Consider the following 16,765-nt stretch of genomic DNA (forward strand, 5'->3'; position numbering starts at 1 on the left):
GAAGAACGTCTGTTCGATTGTCTGGGTTAAACTTCACTTTCAAATTGAAATGACAACCCGGTTTAACCCCGATCGACCACACGTTCTTGGAGTGAAAGTTACCCCGCGCCATCCCTCTATGTTAGACACCCCTCCCGCTTCAATCGCCGCTCAATCTCGTTCTACTCCCGCTCGATCGAATTGGTTTCACAACTTATCGATCGGTAAAAAACAACTCGTTGCGCTGCTCGTTTGTGAACTCATCCCGATTATCGGACTCGGCATCGGTTCTACGATCGTGCTTACGAACAGTCTTCGCACTCAGTTACTTTCACAAGCCAAGTCTGAAGTTGCTGTCACCGAAACCAACTACAACATCAAAATCAATCAGATGGGTTTCGGATCACGCGGACAGTCCGACAATCCTACAATCATTACCGCTGCTAAAAACCATCAGCGCAACGAGAATCTTGCTGCCGATTTGCAATCACAGCTACAACAGATTTTGCAAAACGAAGTGAAAGCAAGACGCATGGAATATGCAACCCTCGTCGGCAAGGATCTTCGTATTATTGCAAATGCGAACAAACCTCGATCGAAAGAAACCGTCAACAATTCCGATCTCCTTCCACTGATTCAACAAGTGCTCAAAGACGGGCGACAAGTCAAAGCTAGCAGCGTTATCAGTTGGGAGGAACTCAGCAAAGAATCGCCCCCTTTACCCGATGGATTTGCTAAACAAGATGCACTGATTCGCTATGTTGTGACTCCGGTACGCGATCGCGATAATTCCGAGATCATCGGGGTTCTCGTGTTTGGGGACATTGTGAACCGCAAATTGCCGATCGTTGAAAATACCCTCAACGCCTTTAGCGGTGGCTATAGTGCTGTTTACTTCCGTCGCAATGCGAATGACTTCGGATTAGCAACCGCACTCAAAAAAGAGAGCAATCAGCAAACCCAGATTGATCCTGCGCTCCCTGATTCCGAACTTCTCAAATCTGCGATTGATGCCAAAGGTGAATCTGTGACGAAACGGATTGATCTCAATGGACAAATGTACACCGTTGCAGCGAAAGCGATTCCGAATCGGATTGTCGAAACACCGGAGGGAGCTGTCCCCGTCATTGATGAAAATGCAAGTGCGGTGATTGTGCGGGGCACCCCTGAACATTCGCTCAATGAATTGCTGCTTAAAAGCATTCAGCAAGAAGCGATCGTATTTGCCTTAGCGATCGCTGCGATCATTCTTTGGACAACAATTTTCCGGCGAATTGTCCTTAAACCGATTCAGGAACTTCAGCAAACTACAGAAGCATTTGCAAATGGCGATCGCAAAGTGCGTGCTCAGATTTTCGCGAAAGATGAAGTTGGACAGTTAGCGATCGCGTTCAATCACATGGCGGATAGTATCAATGCTTCCGAAGTGTCTTTAGCAAATGAAGTTGCCCGTCAAGAACAACAAACGCGGGAAGTTCGAGCACTGAGCGAAATTACGGTCAGAATGCGTCGATCACTTGATCCGAATCAGATTTTGCAAACCGCAACGGATGAAGCTCGAAACTTTCTGAAGCTCGATCGCATTGTGGTTTACCAATTCATACCAAGCACTGTTAATGGAAAAGTGATTGCTGAATCACTCGAAAATCAGAACTTCAGTGTGATTCGCAAAGAAATCGAAGCTCCATTAGGATTCGATCGATTTGAACAATACAGCACTCAATCCGCTTGGGTGATCAAAGATGCTGAGAAGGAAATGAACGATCGCTATCGTCAACAACTCGCAGCATTTCAAACGAAAGCGGAAATTGCAGTGCCGCTGAGACAAGACGATCGTATTATTGGGCTAATTTGCGCTCAGAGTTGTGAACATGAGCGCGAGTGGCAATCTTCCGAAATTACCTTTTTCACGCAGCTCGTCACCCAGATTGGTTACGCTCTGGATCAATCGAAACTGCTGCAAGAACGTCAATCAGCCCTTCAAGATGCCGAAGTCCGTAAAAGCTCGATTCAACAGCAAATCATTCAACTCTTGAGCGAAATCCAGCATGTTTCCGGGGGCGATCTCACCGTTCGTGCCAATGTGAGCGCAGATGACCTCGGAACCGTTGCGGACTTTTTCAATGCAGTCGTCGAAAGCTTGCGTGATCTCGTGCTCAAAGTGAAACACACTTCTACCCAAGTCAGCGATCTACTCAGCCAGAACGAAGATGAGGTGCAGCATTTAGCTCAACAAGCTCGTCAACAAGCGCAAGAAACCACACGCACGCTAGATTCAGTCGAGCAAATGACTTTGTCGATGCAATCGGTAGCTGAACGTGCCCAACAAGCCGCGATCGTGGCACAAAACGCTACTAACGCTGCCAAATCGGGCGAAAGCGTGATGGATTCCACCGTAACGAGTATCTACAGCCTCAGAGCCACTGTAGAAGATGCGACGCGCAAAGTAAAACAGCTAGGGGAATCTTCCCAGCAAATCGGGCGCGTGGTGTCTTTGATCAATGATTTAGCCACTCAGACCGATTTACTCGCGATCAACGCCAGCATTGAAGCGACTCGTGCGGGTGAACATGGTCGCGGATTCGGGATTGTGGCAAATGAGATTGGAGAGTTAGCTTCTCGATCGGCAACGGCGACCCGTGAAATTGCTGCGTTGATTGAGACGACACAGCAACAAATTACCGAAGTGGTCGAAGCCATGAATCGGGGAGCAACTCAAGTTGTTGAAGGTGCTCATCTTGCCCGAAATGCGAAACAGAGTCTAATTCATGTCGTTCAAGTGTCCGAACAAATGGATAGCTTAGTGAATTCGATTTCTGAGGCAATGGTTTCTCAGGCGAATACGTCACAATCGGTCACAGAATTGATCAAAGAAGTCGCGCAGGTTTCGTCTCTGACTTCTGATTCATCGGTGCGAATGTCGAAAGCGCTGCGGCAAACGGTAGATGTCGCGGAAGAATTGCAATCGTCGGTAGGAATGTTCAAGGTGCAAATGGGCGATCGAGAATAATTTGCCATGATCTTAAAGACACGTTAACTCGATGAGATCTTTTCGCTCCGTTTCTGAGTGTTTCGCCCCCTAAATCCCCCAATTTTGGGGGATTTAGGGGGCAGAAGCTGCAAACAACGTAGCGAGACGATCCATCGAATTCACCCTAAAGACGATCGATTTTTTTATTCTCGGTCAAATCTTCTCGATCGCCTGTCGTCGCCGCTTTCACAAATCCAACTGCTTTCGCCACCCAACCCGCTGGAGCATCCCAATATTCCGCTTTTGTTGCTGTTATCTTCAACAGCGCAATATCCGGCTCTTCCAACTCTTGAGGAAACCAAGCTTTCAAAGCAGGCTTCCAGAGCTGTTCCATCTTGGCTCGATCGCGCACGAGTTCCGCTGTTCCTGACAGTGAAACATAGCGCTGTTTATCTGGAGCCGAAAAGCTGAGATTCACTTGATGATGTTGATTCACTTCAACGACTTTGTGCGAACTTGCGTAGGTGAAGAACCACACATCGCCATTTTCCTCAATTTCTTTGTTGCTTGCCATCGGACGACTGCGAAGACTGCCATCTTCATCGATCGTCGTCATCATGCAAAATTCAATGTCCTTGATCAGGTCAACTAGCTTTTCGACTGATTGATCAGTATCGGTTGCGATCGTCATGGTGCAAGTTCCTTTTCGATGTCCGCTAACACGATGCCGCAATCGAAACAATCCTGCTTAGTCCCTGAGAAAGGCGTTTCACTCTATCGATTGTTAGATTCACGGCTCATCTCACTAGACAAGCCGTGAATGAGTTAGAAGTTCCGAATGATTGCATCTGCAAATTCAGAACATTTCAGCGGTTGATCGACCGGAGGTTCCATCAATCGTGCTAAATCGTAAGTGACTTCGCGTTGCTCGATCGCTTTTCCTAATCCGTTTTTAATCAAATCCGCTGCTTCTTGCCAGCCCATGTATTCGAGCATCATTACACCGGAGAGAATCAATGAACCGGGATTGACTCGATCGAGTCCTGCGTGTTTCGGTGCGGTTCCGTGGGTCGCTTCAAAGATGGCAGAAGAATCGCCAATATTTGCACCTGGAGCCATTCCTAATCCACCTGCGATCGCGGCAGCAGCATCAGAAATATAGTCCCCGTTCAAATTCATCGTTGCCAGAATTGAATACTCATCTGGACGGGTTTGAATCTGTTGGAAAATACTATCGGCAATCCGATCGTTGACCATGACTTTCTCTTTCCATTGTCCGTTGCCGTGTGTTTCCCCAATGGAATTGAGAACAGTCTCTACTTCTTTGCAAATCGCAGCTTGCTTATCGGGAGTCATCGCACTGTAACCAGGATCGATTTGACGGGCATTTTCTTCGATCGACAAATCCGGATTCTTTTCTTTGTTGCTGAGAATCCAAGATTCGCGCTCAGTGACACATTCCGAGCGAAACTCAGTTGTCGCTAATTCATAGCCCCAATCCCGAAACGCGCCTTCGGTGTACTTCATGATGTTGCCCTTGTGAACTAATGTCACGGTTTGCTTATCTTTGGGCAATCGAAGCGCGTGCTGAATGGCTCGACGGACTAATCGCTGAGAGCCTTTTTTACTAATCGGTTTGATCCCAATTCCAGCATCCAGTGGAATCTGCTTCTTACCATGTTCTGGAGTGCTAGGAATCAGATCTTCGTTGAGTAGTTTGATTAAGCGATCGCCAATCTCACTTCCCTGCTTCCACTCAATGCCGAGATAGATATCTTCGGTATTCTCTCGATAGATAATCACATCCAATTTTTCTGGATACCGATGCGGTGAAGGCGTTCCAGCATAGTACTTACAAGGACGCACACAAGCATACAGATCAAAAATTTGACGCAATGCAACATTAAGCGATCGAATCCCGCCCCCGATCGGAGTCGTCAACGGTCCTTTAATCGCCACACCAAATTCGCGAATCGCTGCTAACGAATCTTCAGGTAAATATTGATACGTTCCATACTGCTCACACGCTTCATCACCCACATAGATTTTGAACCAGGTGATTTTCCGCTTTCCGCCATATGCCTTCTCAACTGCCGCGTCAAACACCTTTTGCGAAGCGGGCCACAGGTCGATCCCCGTCCCATCCCCCCGGATAAACGGAATAATCGGATCATCAGGAACGATCGGCGATCCATTCTCAAACTGGATGGTGGAACCTGTGGTCGGAGGTGTAATTTTTTCGTACATAGTCGAATGATTCTCAAGTAGGATAGGTTGGGCGATGCGGTAGATAGGCTACCAAATTTTGTGGTGTGTTGTTTCACACGGGTGAATAGAACATAAAGATAAGTCTGGGATTTCAGAACAATCAATCACTGGGATACCATGATAAGGGGAAATTTTCGGTTAACCCGTTGACCTAATTGGGTGAACGGGTTGGATGAGTTGGTTTTTCGGTTTCGGGCACGCCACAGCGTGAGCCGAAGGCAACGCAGAATGGAATGAGTTGATCGTCTTAAGCTCTGGAGACGTGCATGAAGAAGATTTTGATTGTGGATGATGATACTGCGCTGAGAACTGCTTTGATTCGGTATTTGGAAAAACGGGGTTATGCCGTTCGCGATGCTGCTTCTGGAACGGAGGGATTAAGTTCGTTTGAACAAGATCCACCTGATTTAGTGGTGTCCGATGTGATCATGCCGGAAATGGACGGTTTAGAATTTTGTCGCCGTTTACGATCGCTCAGAACCGGACAACTGGTTCCCTTTATTTTTCTGTCCAGTCGGGGTGAGGTCGAAGATCGGGTTCAAGGACATTCGATCGGAGCCGATGACTACCTGATCAAGCCATTTGAACCGAGAGAACTCTTAGCGAAAATCGAAGCGCAACTAGAGCGATCGCGCCGAATGCACTCAGAGATCATCCGCCTGATGCAGCAGTCTGGAAGCAGTACTCCAGAACCAAAATCGACTTTGACGACGGTTCCTTTACCCCTTACGCCCGCCGAAGAGAAAGTGTTTTGGGAAGTGATCCAAGGTCACACCAATAAACAGATTGGTGATCATCTATTCGTCAGCCCTAGAACCGTTCAAACGCATTTGAGCAACATTCTGAGCAAACTGCAATTAGAAAATCGATCGCAGCTAGTTCGCTATGCGTTCGAGAAAGGCTATCGGCTCCCGACTGAGACGGTGCCGAGCGAAGAAAACGCATGAGTGTGTATTCATTGACCGAGTTGCAGCAAGCGATCGAGAATTATCCCGATCGTTGGCGACCGCTCGTTCTCACGAATGGGTGTTTTGATCTCTTACACTGCGGTCATGTGCGCTATCTCAATTCAGCGAGGCAATTGGGACGCGCTTTAGTCGTGGGTTTAAACAGCGATCAATCAATACGAATGATTAAGAACGATCGCATTCCGCCACGTCCGATCATTCCTGAGATAGAGCGGGCGGAAGTGCTATCAGCCTTGAGATCTGTCGATGGAATCGTGATCTTTTCAGAAAAAACTGCTTGTGAACTGGTTGAAGCGCTTCACCCTGAGATCTATGCTAAAGGTGGCGACTACAATTTACAAACCCTGCCCGAAGCCTCGATCGTGCAGTCTTATGGCGGACAGGTTCGATTGATTGAAATCGAAGTGCCGTCTTCCACCACTGCGATCGTCGATCGGATCTTGAGGGGCGACTCCCGAAACCCTTAACACCCTGACGGTTTACATGACTAATTTAGAGACTTCTTCAGCCCTCGATCTTCCCAATAGCATCGCGGCTCTCCAACTGAAGCTTCGATCTGACTCCGAAAAGGTGCAACTCCAAACGATCGACGAACTTATCGCGCTCGGTGAAGATGGCTTGCCCGCGCTGATGGAATTTCTGTTGGATCAGCACGAACCCGGTCGAGTCACCGCAAAAATTTATCAGTCTTTATATGATTCTCAAGTTCCTAGAGTTCTAGAGTTTCTTCAGCAGCATTTTCCGACTGGAACGGTGCCGCTGAAGTCTGAAAGAAATATCGATTACACCGAACTTCAGCAGCTTCTTGCACAACAAAAATTTTTAGAAGCCGATCGCCTCACGATTCAAAAACTCTGTGAACTGGCTGGCGAATCAGCGGTCTTACGTAAATGGCTTTATTTCACAGAAGTCGAGCATTTCCCAACCACGGATTTACATACGATCGATGCGCTCTGGTTAGCCCATTCTGATTATCAGTACGGCTTTTCAGTCCAGCGTCAAATCTGGCTCAGCGTCGGGAAAAAATGGGAAAAGCTCTGGGCAAAGATCGGCTGGAAAGCCGGATACACTTGGACACGCTACCCGAATGAATTCACCTGGAGCCTCGACGCTCCAAGGGGACATTTACCGTTATCGAATCAGCTTCGTGGAGTCCGTGTGATTGCGGCTTTATTGAATCATTCCGCTTGGGATAAGTAATTGTCCGGAGTCTCATCAGGGGTCATCTTCTCGATCGCTTAAACTTCCGTAATCTCCCGTGTGCGCGGACGTTGATCCAGTCTCAACTCAGGGCAATCTTTGTATAGTTGCAGACGGTTTGGCGGGTATGAATTTCATCACACTCAGGTCAACCGTTCTCTAAGTTCTTTAAATCGAGGATAGGGGTTGGAATGGGAATCCCCGAAAACAGGCTCTTTTGTCGATTAGATGGGTTAACGACTGCCGCCCGTGAGCAGCAGCGATCGTTGGTATTGACGGAACTCGGATTGCTCGATTCCGAAATTGTACCGATCTTTGAAGAAGCGACTCAAACCGTGGCTCACTCGATTGGGGCACCGATTAGTTTGCTCGGTTTGATCGATCAGTCGCGTCAGTGGTTTAAGTCCGCTGTCGGTCTATCGCGTTTGGGGATCATGAATGATTTGGCACTCTCACGCCAATTACCGCGAGAAGAATCCTTCTGCGTTTATGTTGTCGATAGTCAACAGGTTTTAGCGATCGATGACACACTGGATCATCCTGCATTCGCGAATTCTCTTCTGTGTCAACAGTACGGAATTCGGGCGTATCTGGGTGCACCTTTGCTGACGGTCAGTGGAGACTGCATTGGGTCACTCTGCGTGATGGACTCTCGCCCCCGTAATTTCACAGAACGGGATGCGGAATTTCTCATGCTGACGGCTCGTTTAAGCATGAGCGAGTATGAACGCCTGCAATTACTCAAATCTCAGGGGGCGGGTACTCCAGTCCCCACGATTCAGCCTCCAGTTCCGATCGCTGCGAACCCAGTGAAGTTTGAACTGCTTGCCCAATTGACTCAGGAGTTACGTACGCCGTTAACTTCGGTCATGGGAATGGCAAGCGTCCTGAACCGTGAAATTTATGGACCGCTGACCAGTAAACAGAAGGAATATCTCGACATCATTCACCACAGCGGACAGTACTTATTGTCACTGGTGAAGGAGATTCTGGAACTGTCGCAGCTTGATGATAGTAGTCGAGCGTTGAACTTGGCTTCGATCGATATCGAGATGCTCTGTCAACAAGCGATCAGTACATTAGAACAAGCCGCCAACCGTCGTGAGCAGCAGATTCGCCTCTCAGTTGAACCAGGTAATCGAATTTGGCTACTCGATAAAGAGAAAATCCGCCAACTGCTCTATCACCTGATGTTCAGTGTGATTCAATCCTCGAATACAGGAAGCATCGTTCGACTGCACGTTTCTCAAAAGAGTAGCGGATTGCGTCTGACCGTTTGGGCATCGCATCCTTGTTTAGGAGATGGACTGAGCGGATTCGGGGAAATGATGACTCCACAGACGAGCGCGATCGCAGCAACCTACGAAGCTCCTAGCAGCAATGGTAATGGTCATCGTGCCGGAGCGGGATTGATGCCCGTTGCGGCTGCGCTGAACGCCGCGAAATTCACCGATCTCGATGATTCTCCAGAAATTCCCGATGCGGATGCGGTTCGGAAGAATCTCGGCTTGCTCCTGAGTCGGCAACTCGCAGAAATGCACGGCGGACAGATTCTGATTCAAGGCGCATCAGAACCGGGATATCGCTATGTGATTACGCTGCCTCGATTAACCCAATAACCTTGTCAAAAGACCAAGATCGCGGATAATAGCCCTAGCCCATTCGCTAGGGCTTTTTGCTTTAGAGCATAGGAAAATTCGCGTATGAATTCGGTTTGGCAACAGGTGACCTTAACGACACTCCCGCTACGAGAATGGCGATCGGTGAGTTATGTCTATCAATGGGTCGTAGGATCGCTCTCTAGCTGGCGACAACAAAGCTGGATCATGCGACACGGAGATGCGATCGCGGCTCTTTTGATTAGTCTCGTCTTCGCGCTTTCTCCCTTTGTTGCCACGGATTTGATCGGCTGGATACTGGCGACCTGCATTCTGTTTTGGTTGCTGTTGACCGTTTCCGATACTGATCCACGGGCTGGATTTACCCCGATTCATTTGCTCGTGATGCTGTTCTGGGGAATTGCCTCGATCGCGGCTGGACTTTCCCCGCTTAAACGGCTTGCCTTTGTGGGACTCGGAAAGCTTTCGCTGTATTTGATGTTTTTCATTCTGATGGCGCGAGTTCTGCGATCGGCAAAACTGCGATCGTTCTGTATCACTGCTTTTCTTCTGACTGCTTTAGCGGTCAGCACGTACGGAATTCAGCAAGCGATTTTTGGGGCGGATGCGTTAGCGACTTGGGTTGATCCAGAATCGCCCACGGCACAATCGACGCGGGTGTATAGCTATTTGGGGAATCCAAATCTTTTGGCGGGTTATCTGATGCCTGCGGTGTGGCTATCATTTGGGGCGATTTTTGTCTGGAAGCGATGGATGCCGAAACTTTTAGCGATCGTCATGTTCGGTATGAATACGGCTTGTTTGCTTCTGACTCAGAGCCGAGGCGCTTGGATTGGATTTGTGATTGCGGGCTTGGTGCTGGTGGTTCTGCTGCGGTATTGGTGGAGTGCTTACCTACCGAAATTTTTACGAGTCTGGGCATTGCCCCTGATGTTTGGAGGATTAGCAGGCGTTTTTGTGCTGGGCTTTCTTTTTGTTACGCCGTTTCGCTATCGAGTTGGCAGTATTTTTGCCGGAAGTGGGGACAGTAGTAATGCGTTTCGGTTGAATGTTTGGCGATCGGTATTAGATATGATTCGCGATCGACCGATTTTCGGATTTGGTCCGGGTGATCTGGTGTTCAAAAGGATGTATCCGCTTTATTCGGCTGCGCGATTTAGTGCGCTGAGTGCTTATTCGATTTTGCTAGAAATTACGGTCGAAGCTGGGTTAGTCGGATTGACGGCATTTCTATGGTTATTGCTGGTTGCGTTTAATCAAGGATTTGTACAATTGCGGCGATTGAGAGCGATGGGTGATCCGGATGGATTCTGGCTGATTGGGGCAATTACGGCGATGGCGGGAATGATGGGGCATGGAATTGTTGATACGGTTTGGTATCGCCCAGAGGTTAGCGTTTTGTGGTGGTTGAGTGTGGCGTTGGTTGCGAGTTTCTACGTGCCAAGTGGGGAAGGAAAAACGGTTCAGACTCCGGAATTGGCAGCGGATTCTTGACAAATCTGATTTAACCTCGGTTCGATCGGTCTTTCCGCTTCGATTCGACCTCGCCCCGGAATGAAATTCGGGGCTGACAGTGCGAAGTCCCTTCAGGACTGCAAGCCTCCAATTCATGCGCCTTTAGCCCCCTTTAGTGGGCTTTGCACGATTAGCCCCGAATTCTATTCCGGGGCGAGTGAACAACGGAGCGAAGGAATTCATCGAACTGACGTTGATTTAACGACGCTGGAAAATTTGACACAGTTCGATCGCTTTTGTTTGCAGCGCGATCGTTTCATCACTCCCCCGCTTCAGGCTGTATTCCAAATCCAGCAACAGCGGCAGAACTCGTTGCAGTTGTGCGACTGATGTGGAGGCAAGCTCTTGTTTGAGAAAATAAAGCTGTTTGGGGTTGTTCAATTCCGCAGCTTTGGCGATTTCTCGATCGTCTCGTTCTCCTGCTTCCTGCATTAACTTAATCCACAATCGCAATCGAAACTGTCCCACCAACGTACTGACAATTCGCAGTGCAGGTTCATTCTGTCGCAAGAGATCAGCAACTAATTCCAGAGCTTCAGCCGTTTTTCCTTGACGAATTGCGGCAAGTAATTTTAGTGAACTTTGAGTGCTGGCGGTCACGAGCGGTGCGATCGCAGTTTCATCGAGCGGCTTTTTTCGATCGCCTGCAAACACTTTGAGCTTTTCGAGTTCAGACTGAAGCTGGCGAGTATCATTGCCGACCGCTTCGGTCACATAATCGATCGCGCTTTGTGTCAGCTTCAAATCCAATTCCTGCGCGACTCGCTGCACTTGTTTCGCGATCAGTTCCGTTTTCCAGGGCGGAATTAACGAAAATTCCTGAATCGTTGCGTGAGTCTGTAAGAGTTTTGTTGATTTTAAGCGTCCATCTGGTTTAGTTGAACTCGTTAGTAAAAGCGTTGTCGTTTCGGGCAATGCGGAAATCGTGCGATCGAGTTCTGTCAGCACTTCCTCTGGGCAACGTTGCGCTAAAGTCGTCTCTGCCAGCCAAACAAATCGATTCCCCGACCCAAATGGGGGAGTCATGGCTTGATTTAAGGCTTGTACGATCGCATCACCTTGATCTGATGAAAATTTATCAAAATTAAAACTCTCCCACATCGGGTCAACTGTCTTTTGCTTCAAGGCTTTCACCGCTTGAGCGATCGCGAAACTATCTTCACCCCAATAAAAGTAAATCCCCATACCGAACTCCGCGTCTCCCTGCCCTAGAGTAATCATTCATCGTAAATCTCTCGGAGTAGGATGACACTTTACCGTTAGATTTAAGAATGGATTTCTAATTTATCGATTTACGGCGCGAGGCGATCGCACATTGGACGAGAATTATCAAACTTTCCTCAATCGGGTGATGCGGCTGACGCTGCCAGACACTTACAAGTCTCAGGTGCAGCACATCCAAGAGTCTCCAAAGTTCCAGCGCTCGAATGGCGTATGGCTTCCGACTCCTTTTCCAGGCTACACGGTGATTACGCCGCCGGGACAGGAGGACGGCAAAAATTTGGGCATCTACGAGTCTCTGCAACGCTACCAGAAGCGGATTGCGGAAACGCTAGGAGATGAGATGTTTGCGCCGATTCCGGCTGAGAGTTTTCATGTAACGGTTGCGGATTTGATCTGGAATGGAGCGTATCTCCATGCGGCGAAATCTCCAGGGTTTGATGATCGATTGCGCGATCGGGTGGCGAGTAGCTTCCGTCAGTGTCAACCGATGGGCACTGAGCAGTCCATTCGCTTTCAAGTGGTCGGATTGATGGTGATGGCGCGAGCGATCGCGGTTTGTCTCGCTACAACGGACGTGATGGGCTATGAGCGGATTTTGAAACTGCGTCGATCGGTTTACCAAAATCCGGATTTGATTGAAATCGGCATCGAGCAGCAATACTATTTCACGCCGCACATTACGCTGGGATATTTTGGCAAAGTATCTCCGGATCTCGATCGTGAACGGTTAAGTCAAACGTTTGATGAACTGCATCAGGAATGGTTAGAGAACTATCCGGACAATGAATTTTGGATTCATCAGGCTGAGTTTCGCAAGTTCAACAACATGGCGGAATACGTGCGAAATCCAGATTGGGCAACGTTTCAGTTCTGAGAAGAAAGGATTCGATCGCAGAACTTGATCGAATCCTCTTAATACTGAAAACAAAAGTGCGATTTTATACGGCGCTGTGGGTATAAGGGGAGTGCAGCACTCAGAGCATATGGACGATGACCGAGCTTGGAGCGATTGCCTTTGGCAACAGCGAAGCTACCGCGCTTCCCCCTCAACAGCCCCCGCTAATTTCCCAGAGAAAGACGTTTCAGAACTCAGTTCAGTCCGTCACTTTACCCGTTAGCGCCACCGTGACCGCTCCCGAAACCGAGCGATCGCCAGAATTTAGCATTGTAAAATCTGACACTAAAGAAGTTCAGTCGGATCTCGATCGAGATTCGGCTCACGTCGATCGTGCGGGTTCGACAAATCTCCCTGATTCGATTCTTCCCGCTTCGGTTCTTCCCACTTCGGTTCTTCCCGCTTCGATCTCAGCCCGCCCCGGAATGGAATTCGGGGCTAACGGTGCGAAGTCCACTAAAGGGGACTACAAGCCCGATAAGACTTTATCTTCAGTCCCCTTCAGTGGACTTAGTCCTACTAGCCCCGAATTCCATTCCGGGGCGGGTGAGCAACGCAGTGAAAGAACTCACGTCGATCGACTTTCCACCACGACTCCGGAGTTTAGTTCGAGCAACAATGAAGCATCAGACGGAATGGAGCAGGTTACTTCTGTTTCGCAGCTGTCCGATGTTCAACCCACGGATTGGGCATTTCAGGCACTTCAAAGCTTAGTTGAACGATATGGCTGTATTGCAGGCTATCCAGATCGAACCTTTCGCGGCAATCGGGCACTGACTCGGTACGAATTTGCGGTGGGATTAAATGCTTGTCTTGATCGCGTTCAAGAATTGATTAACGCTCAGAGATCGGATGCTGTCACCCGGCAAGATTTAGATGCTCTCCAGAAACTTCAGTCTGAATTCTCGACAGAACTGGCAGAAGTTAAAGGTCGAGTCGATTCTTTAGAAGCTCGGACTGCAACATTAGAGAAAAATCAGTTTTCAACAACGACGCGATTGTTTGGACAAGCGATCGTTTCTACACAATTGAGCAACAAAGCTGATATCGATTTATTTCTCAGAGATGGCGTACCAGAGCGACAGGCAGAAATCAAACCAACATTAACAAACAATGTTCAAATTTCGCTTGCAACTTCGTTTAGTGGGCGCGATTTGCTGTTGACCACGTTACAGACGGGAAATTCACGATCGAACGCCCCGAATCTGTTCACCAACATGGCGCGGCTCTCCTATGAATCCGAGCAGGAGAATCAGATTGCCATCAGTGATTTATCGTATCGGTTCCCAGTTGCGGATAATTTCGGAGTTTTGATCGGGGCTTCGGGTGTGAATCCCTCGAATGTGTTTCGGGGCATCAATCCGCTGGAAGGTTCAGGAGAAGGAAGCCTTTCGTTACTCGGTCAGCGCAACCCGATATTAGCGATCGGTAACGGAATCGGCGGGGTCGGATTCGATTGGCAGATTAATCAGCGACTCAGTTTGCAGGGAGTATACAGCGCTGAATTGCCCGCATTTGCAGGAGATTCTGATACAGGTGGACTGATCGGAGGTCGGTATGTCGCTGGGGCACAATTGACGATCGCGCCCACGGATACGATCGATGTCGGCATTCACTATTTATTCTCCCGCTCTCCGGATGGCTTCCTTGGAACTGGAATCGGTGATTCACAACTCCTTTCGCCGTTTGTTCCAACGAACAGCGCTTTTACCACTCATGCGATCGGGGGAACTCTCGCTTGGCGATTGAATCCGAAAATTACGATCGGCGGATGGGGTGGATGGACAAGCTCAAAAGCGATCGCCCTTTCTGGATCAGTTCAAACCACAAATTGGATGGTCTTCTCTGCCTTTCCTGATTTGTTTGTGCCGGGAAATCTCGGTGGAATTCTTTTCGGACAGCCGCCGAAGATCACAGCCAGCACGTTACCGGATGGATATAATTTTCCTCGGTTCAGTGACACAGGGAGCAGAGGCGGACAACCCGATACCGCGTTGCATTTAGAAGCATTCTACCGCGCCAGATTGAACGCATTTCTTGACATCACACCTGGCGTTCTCGTGATCTTCAATTCCAACCACAACACAGCAAACGATCCGATCGTGGTCGGTGCTGTTCGAGCTACTTTCCGGTTTTAATATGGTGAAATTCATTTTTGCGATCGCTTCTCTCCCTGTCGGATTTGCCCTTTCTCTTAATCTTGTCCCATCTGCCTCGGCTCAAGTCGTGATCCGAAGTACGGGAGTAGTCACGGGAACAGTCGTTCCGCCTAGCCAAAACCCGAATTTTAACCAAGGTACGACTAGAGTAGATGTGGATGCACAAGGGCGCTTTTTCAGAAACGGGCAGCTTGTCTATTCCGCTCAAGACTTTGATCCGCGCCTTGTTCAGACGGATGGTAATGGTCGTTACTGGGTCGATTTTCGTGGAATTCTGATCGTCTCGACCGATGGCACTCTCACTTCTCCGGTTCTTTCTAACGGCGAACTCGAACCGATTCGCCGGAATCACAATGCTCCCACTCGATTTCACGGAACGATTCAAGACGAATTAGTCGTACGCGGGAAATATGCCGGAATTGCTACCGATCCAACGACAGGATTGCAGTATCAAGGCACATTCGATATTAGTGGACAAGGACCGCGATACAGCGATCGTAATGGGGGCACGAGTCCGACCGTATTCGATTTTCGATCGCACTACAATTTCAGAGCGAATCCCCAAATCCCGCCCCGTCCTACGGTGAATTCTTTCCGCATTGATGCGATGCCTGTTCGATTAACGGTCACGATTCCAACAGATTTAGCACCGATTCAATTGCCTCCTGTCGCACCGGGCGACTTACCAACCCCGATCGTGCCTCCCGTCGTTCCACCAGTCTCAAATCCTATCTCTCCTCTTCCAATCAGTCCTGATGCCGATCCGGGCGGCATTCTCAGCACGAATCAAATTCAACAGGTGAGCCGTGTTGTGTTGGAAGGTTCGCAAGCAAAACCGCCGCAGATTGGACCTAGTAGCCGAATTCTGTTGAGATAGCGCGAGTTTGATGAGTCATTGCGCTGATTAATGTCAGCGCAAGAATTCCACAAGTTGCGTTAGTTTCTCCCAGGCTGCACCAGATTTCAGAATTTCTCTTGCTCGATCGATACCCTGTTCATCAGAATCCACCGCTTGCCCAACTCGTAAAGCGAGTGCTGCATTCAGCGTTACTGCGTCCTGTTGTGCCTGAGTTCCCTTTCCTTGTAAAACTGATCGCAAAATTTCCGTATTGACCGAAATATCTCCACCGCGTAGAGCACCGATCGGAGCTTTTTTCAATCCCAACGCTTGCGGATCGATCGCAGTTAATTCGACCCTTTGATTGTTCAAGACTGCAATATCAGTTAAATCACCCAGTCCAGCTTCGTCCAGTCTTTCTCGTCCATGTAGCACGATCGCGCTTTCTTTCCCCAATAGCTTTAACGCTTCCGCCATTGGTTCTAACAATGCAGAGTGATACACCCCAATCACTTGTCCAGTCGGCTGCAATGGATTGACCAACGGACCTAGTAAATTAAACACCGTCCGCACTTTCAAAGTTCGCCGCATCGGAGCTACCACTTTTAGCGCAGGATGCCAGCCGGGAGCAAACAAAAACGTTACCCCAACTTCCTGAACTGCCGCTTGAATTCGTTCCGGTGGCGCACTCAAATTCACGCCTAATGCTTCGAGCACATCTGCCGAACCGACCAAACTTGAAGCCGATCGATTCCCATGTTTTGCCACTCGTAGTCCTGCCGCCGAAGCCACAAATGCCACCGCAGTCGAGATATTGAACGTCGAAGAGCCATCGCCCCCGGTTCCACAGGTATCGATTAAGGGAAACTCCGGACGATCGATGAATTGCGCTTGAGACTGTAACACTTTCGCCATTCCTGCCAGTTCTGCGGCTGAAATCCCTTTCATCTGCAACGCCATCAGAATCCCGCCAGAAATCACCGGAGGAATCTCATCATTGAGCCAACCTTGCATTAGTGTAGAAGCTTGCGGCATCGATAAAGAGTCACGATCGAGAAGCTGCTGGAGCAATTCAGACCATTGCGCGGTGTCTACAGCTAGAGAAGTCATAGGTCAGGGCAAAAAAAGA

Annotated in this window: 13 protein-coding genes; 9 read left to right on the forward strand and 4 right to left on the reverse strand. The window is 48.9% G+C overall.

Annotation, left to right across the window (positions count from 1 at the left end; all coding sequences use genetic code 11):
• Window positions 1–118: 118 nt before the first annotated feature.
• The gene (locus tag NIES2104_RS24615) at window positions 119–2,989 is read left to right on the forward strand and encodes a methyl-accepting chemotaxis protein (RefSeq protein ID WP_059000863.1); all 2,871 of its coding nucleotides are present in this window, start codon (window positions 119–121) and stop codon (window positions 2,987–2,989) included.
• Window positions 2,990–3,134: 145 nt separating this feature from the next.
• Here NIES2104_RS24615 and NIES2104_RS24620 read toward each other — a convergent pair whose 3' ends face one another.
• Window positions 3,135–3,641: a pyridoxamine 5'-phosphate oxidase family protein gene (locus NIES2104_RS24620; RefSeq protein WP_059000864.1), complete on the reverse strand. Its 507-nt coding sequence runs from the start codon at window positions 3,639–3,641 to the stop codon at window positions 3,135–3,137.
• A 134-nt stretch (window positions 3,642–3,775) separates the two neighbouring features.
• A complete protein-coding gene (locus tag NIES2104_RS24625) occupies window positions 3,776–5,197 on the reverse strand; it encodes an NADP-dependent isocitrate dehydrogenase (protein ID WP_059000865.1) in 1,422 nt (473 codons plus the stop codon).
• A gap of 287 nt (window positions 5,198–5,484) precedes the next feature.
• On the opposite strand from NIES2104_RS24625, the gene NIES2104_RS24630 reads away from it, so the two are divergent.
• The 5 genes from NIES2104_RS24630 (at window position 5,485) to NIES2104_RS24650 (ending at window position 10,499) form a co-directional block, all read left to right on the forward strand.
• On the forward strand, window positions 5,485–6,165 hold the full coding sequence (locus tag NIES2104_RS24630; protein WP_059000866.1) for a response regulator transcription factor: 681 nt from the start codon (window positions 5,485–5,487) through the stop codon (window positions 6,163–6,165).
• Entirely contained in the window at window positions 6,162–6,653 is a 492-nt protein-coding gene (locus tag NIES2104_RS24635) for an adenylyltransferase/cytidyltransferase family protein (protein WP_059000867.1), read from the forward strand. Before NIES2104_RS24630 ends, NIES2104_RS24635 begins: the two co-directional genes overlap by 4 nt.
• A 16-nt stretch (window positions 6,654–6,669) precedes the next feature.
• A complete protein-coding gene (locus NIES2104_RS24640) occupies window positions 6,670–7,386 on the forward strand; it encodes a GUN4 domain-containing protein (RefSeq protein WP_059000868.1) in 717 nt (238 codons plus the stop codon).
• A 191-nt stretch (window positions 7,387–7,577) separates the two neighbouring features.
• Entirely contained in the window at window positions 7,578–9,005 is a 1,428-nt protein-coding gene (locus NIES2104_RS24645; RefSeq protein ID WP_059000869.1) for a GAF domain-containing sensor histidine kinase, read from the forward strand.
• A gap of 84 nt (window positions 9,006–9,089) precedes the next feature.
• Window positions 9,090–10,499: an IctB family putative bicarbonate transporter gene (locus tag NIES2104_RS24650; RefSeq protein WP_059000870.1), complete on the forward strand. Its 1,410-nt coding sequence runs from the start codon at window positions 9,090–9,092 to the stop codon at window positions 10,497–10,499.
• Window positions 10,500–10,718: 219 nt separating this feature from the next.
• Here NIES2104_RS24650 and holA read toward each other — a convergent pair whose 3' ends face one another.
• Window positions 10,719–11,705, reverse strand: coding sequence for a DNA polymerase III subunit delta (gene holA / locus NIES2104_RS24655; RefSeq protein ID WP_059002059.1), 987 nt, complete (start codon window positions 11,703–11,705; stop codon window positions 10,719–10,721).
• Window positions 11,706–11,835: 130 nt separating this feature from the next.
• Between holA and NIES2104_RS24660 the strand changes: the two genes are divergently transcribed.
• The 3 genes from NIES2104_RS24660 to NIES2104_RS24670 all read left to right on the forward strand — a co-directional run bounded on the left by NIES2104_RS24660 (window position 11,836) and on the right by NIES2104_RS24670 (window position 15,675).
• Complete coding sequence (locus tag NIES2104_RS24660; RefSeq protein ID WP_059000871.1) at window positions 11,836–12,618, forward strand: DUF1868 domain-containing protein; 783 nt, start codon at window positions 11,836–11,838, stop codon at window positions 12,616–12,618.
• Window positions 12,619–12,734: 116 nt separating this feature from the next.
• Window positions 12,735–14,777, forward strand: a complete 2,043-nt coding sequence (locus NIES2104_RS24665) for an iron uptake porin (RefSeq protein WP_225895284.1) — start codon at window positions 12,735–12,737, stop codon at window positions 14,775–14,777.
• A 1-nt stretch (window position 14,778) separates the two neighbouring features.
• Complete coding sequence (locus NIES2104_RS24670) at window positions 14,779–15,675, forward strand: hypothetical protein (protein WP_059000872.1); 897 nt, start codon at window positions 14,779–14,781, stop codon at window positions 15,673–15,675.
• A gap of 33 nt (window positions 15,676–15,708) precedes the next feature.
• Here NIES2104_RS24670 and trpD read toward each other — a convergent pair whose 3' ends face one another.
• Window positions 15,709–16,746 (reverse strand): anthranilate phosphoribosyltransferase, encoded by a 1,038-nt coding sequence (gene trpD / locus NIES2104_RS24675; RefSeq protein ID WP_059000873.1) that lies wholly within the window; start codon window positions 16,744–16,746, stop codon window positions 15,709–15,711.
• Window positions 16,747–16,765: the final 19 nt, after the last annotated feature.

Source organism: Leptolyngbya sp. NIES-2104, assembly GCF_001485215.1.
GTDB lineage: Bacteria > Cyanobacteriota > Cyanobacteriia > Leptolyngbyales > Leptolyngbyaceae > Leptolyngbya.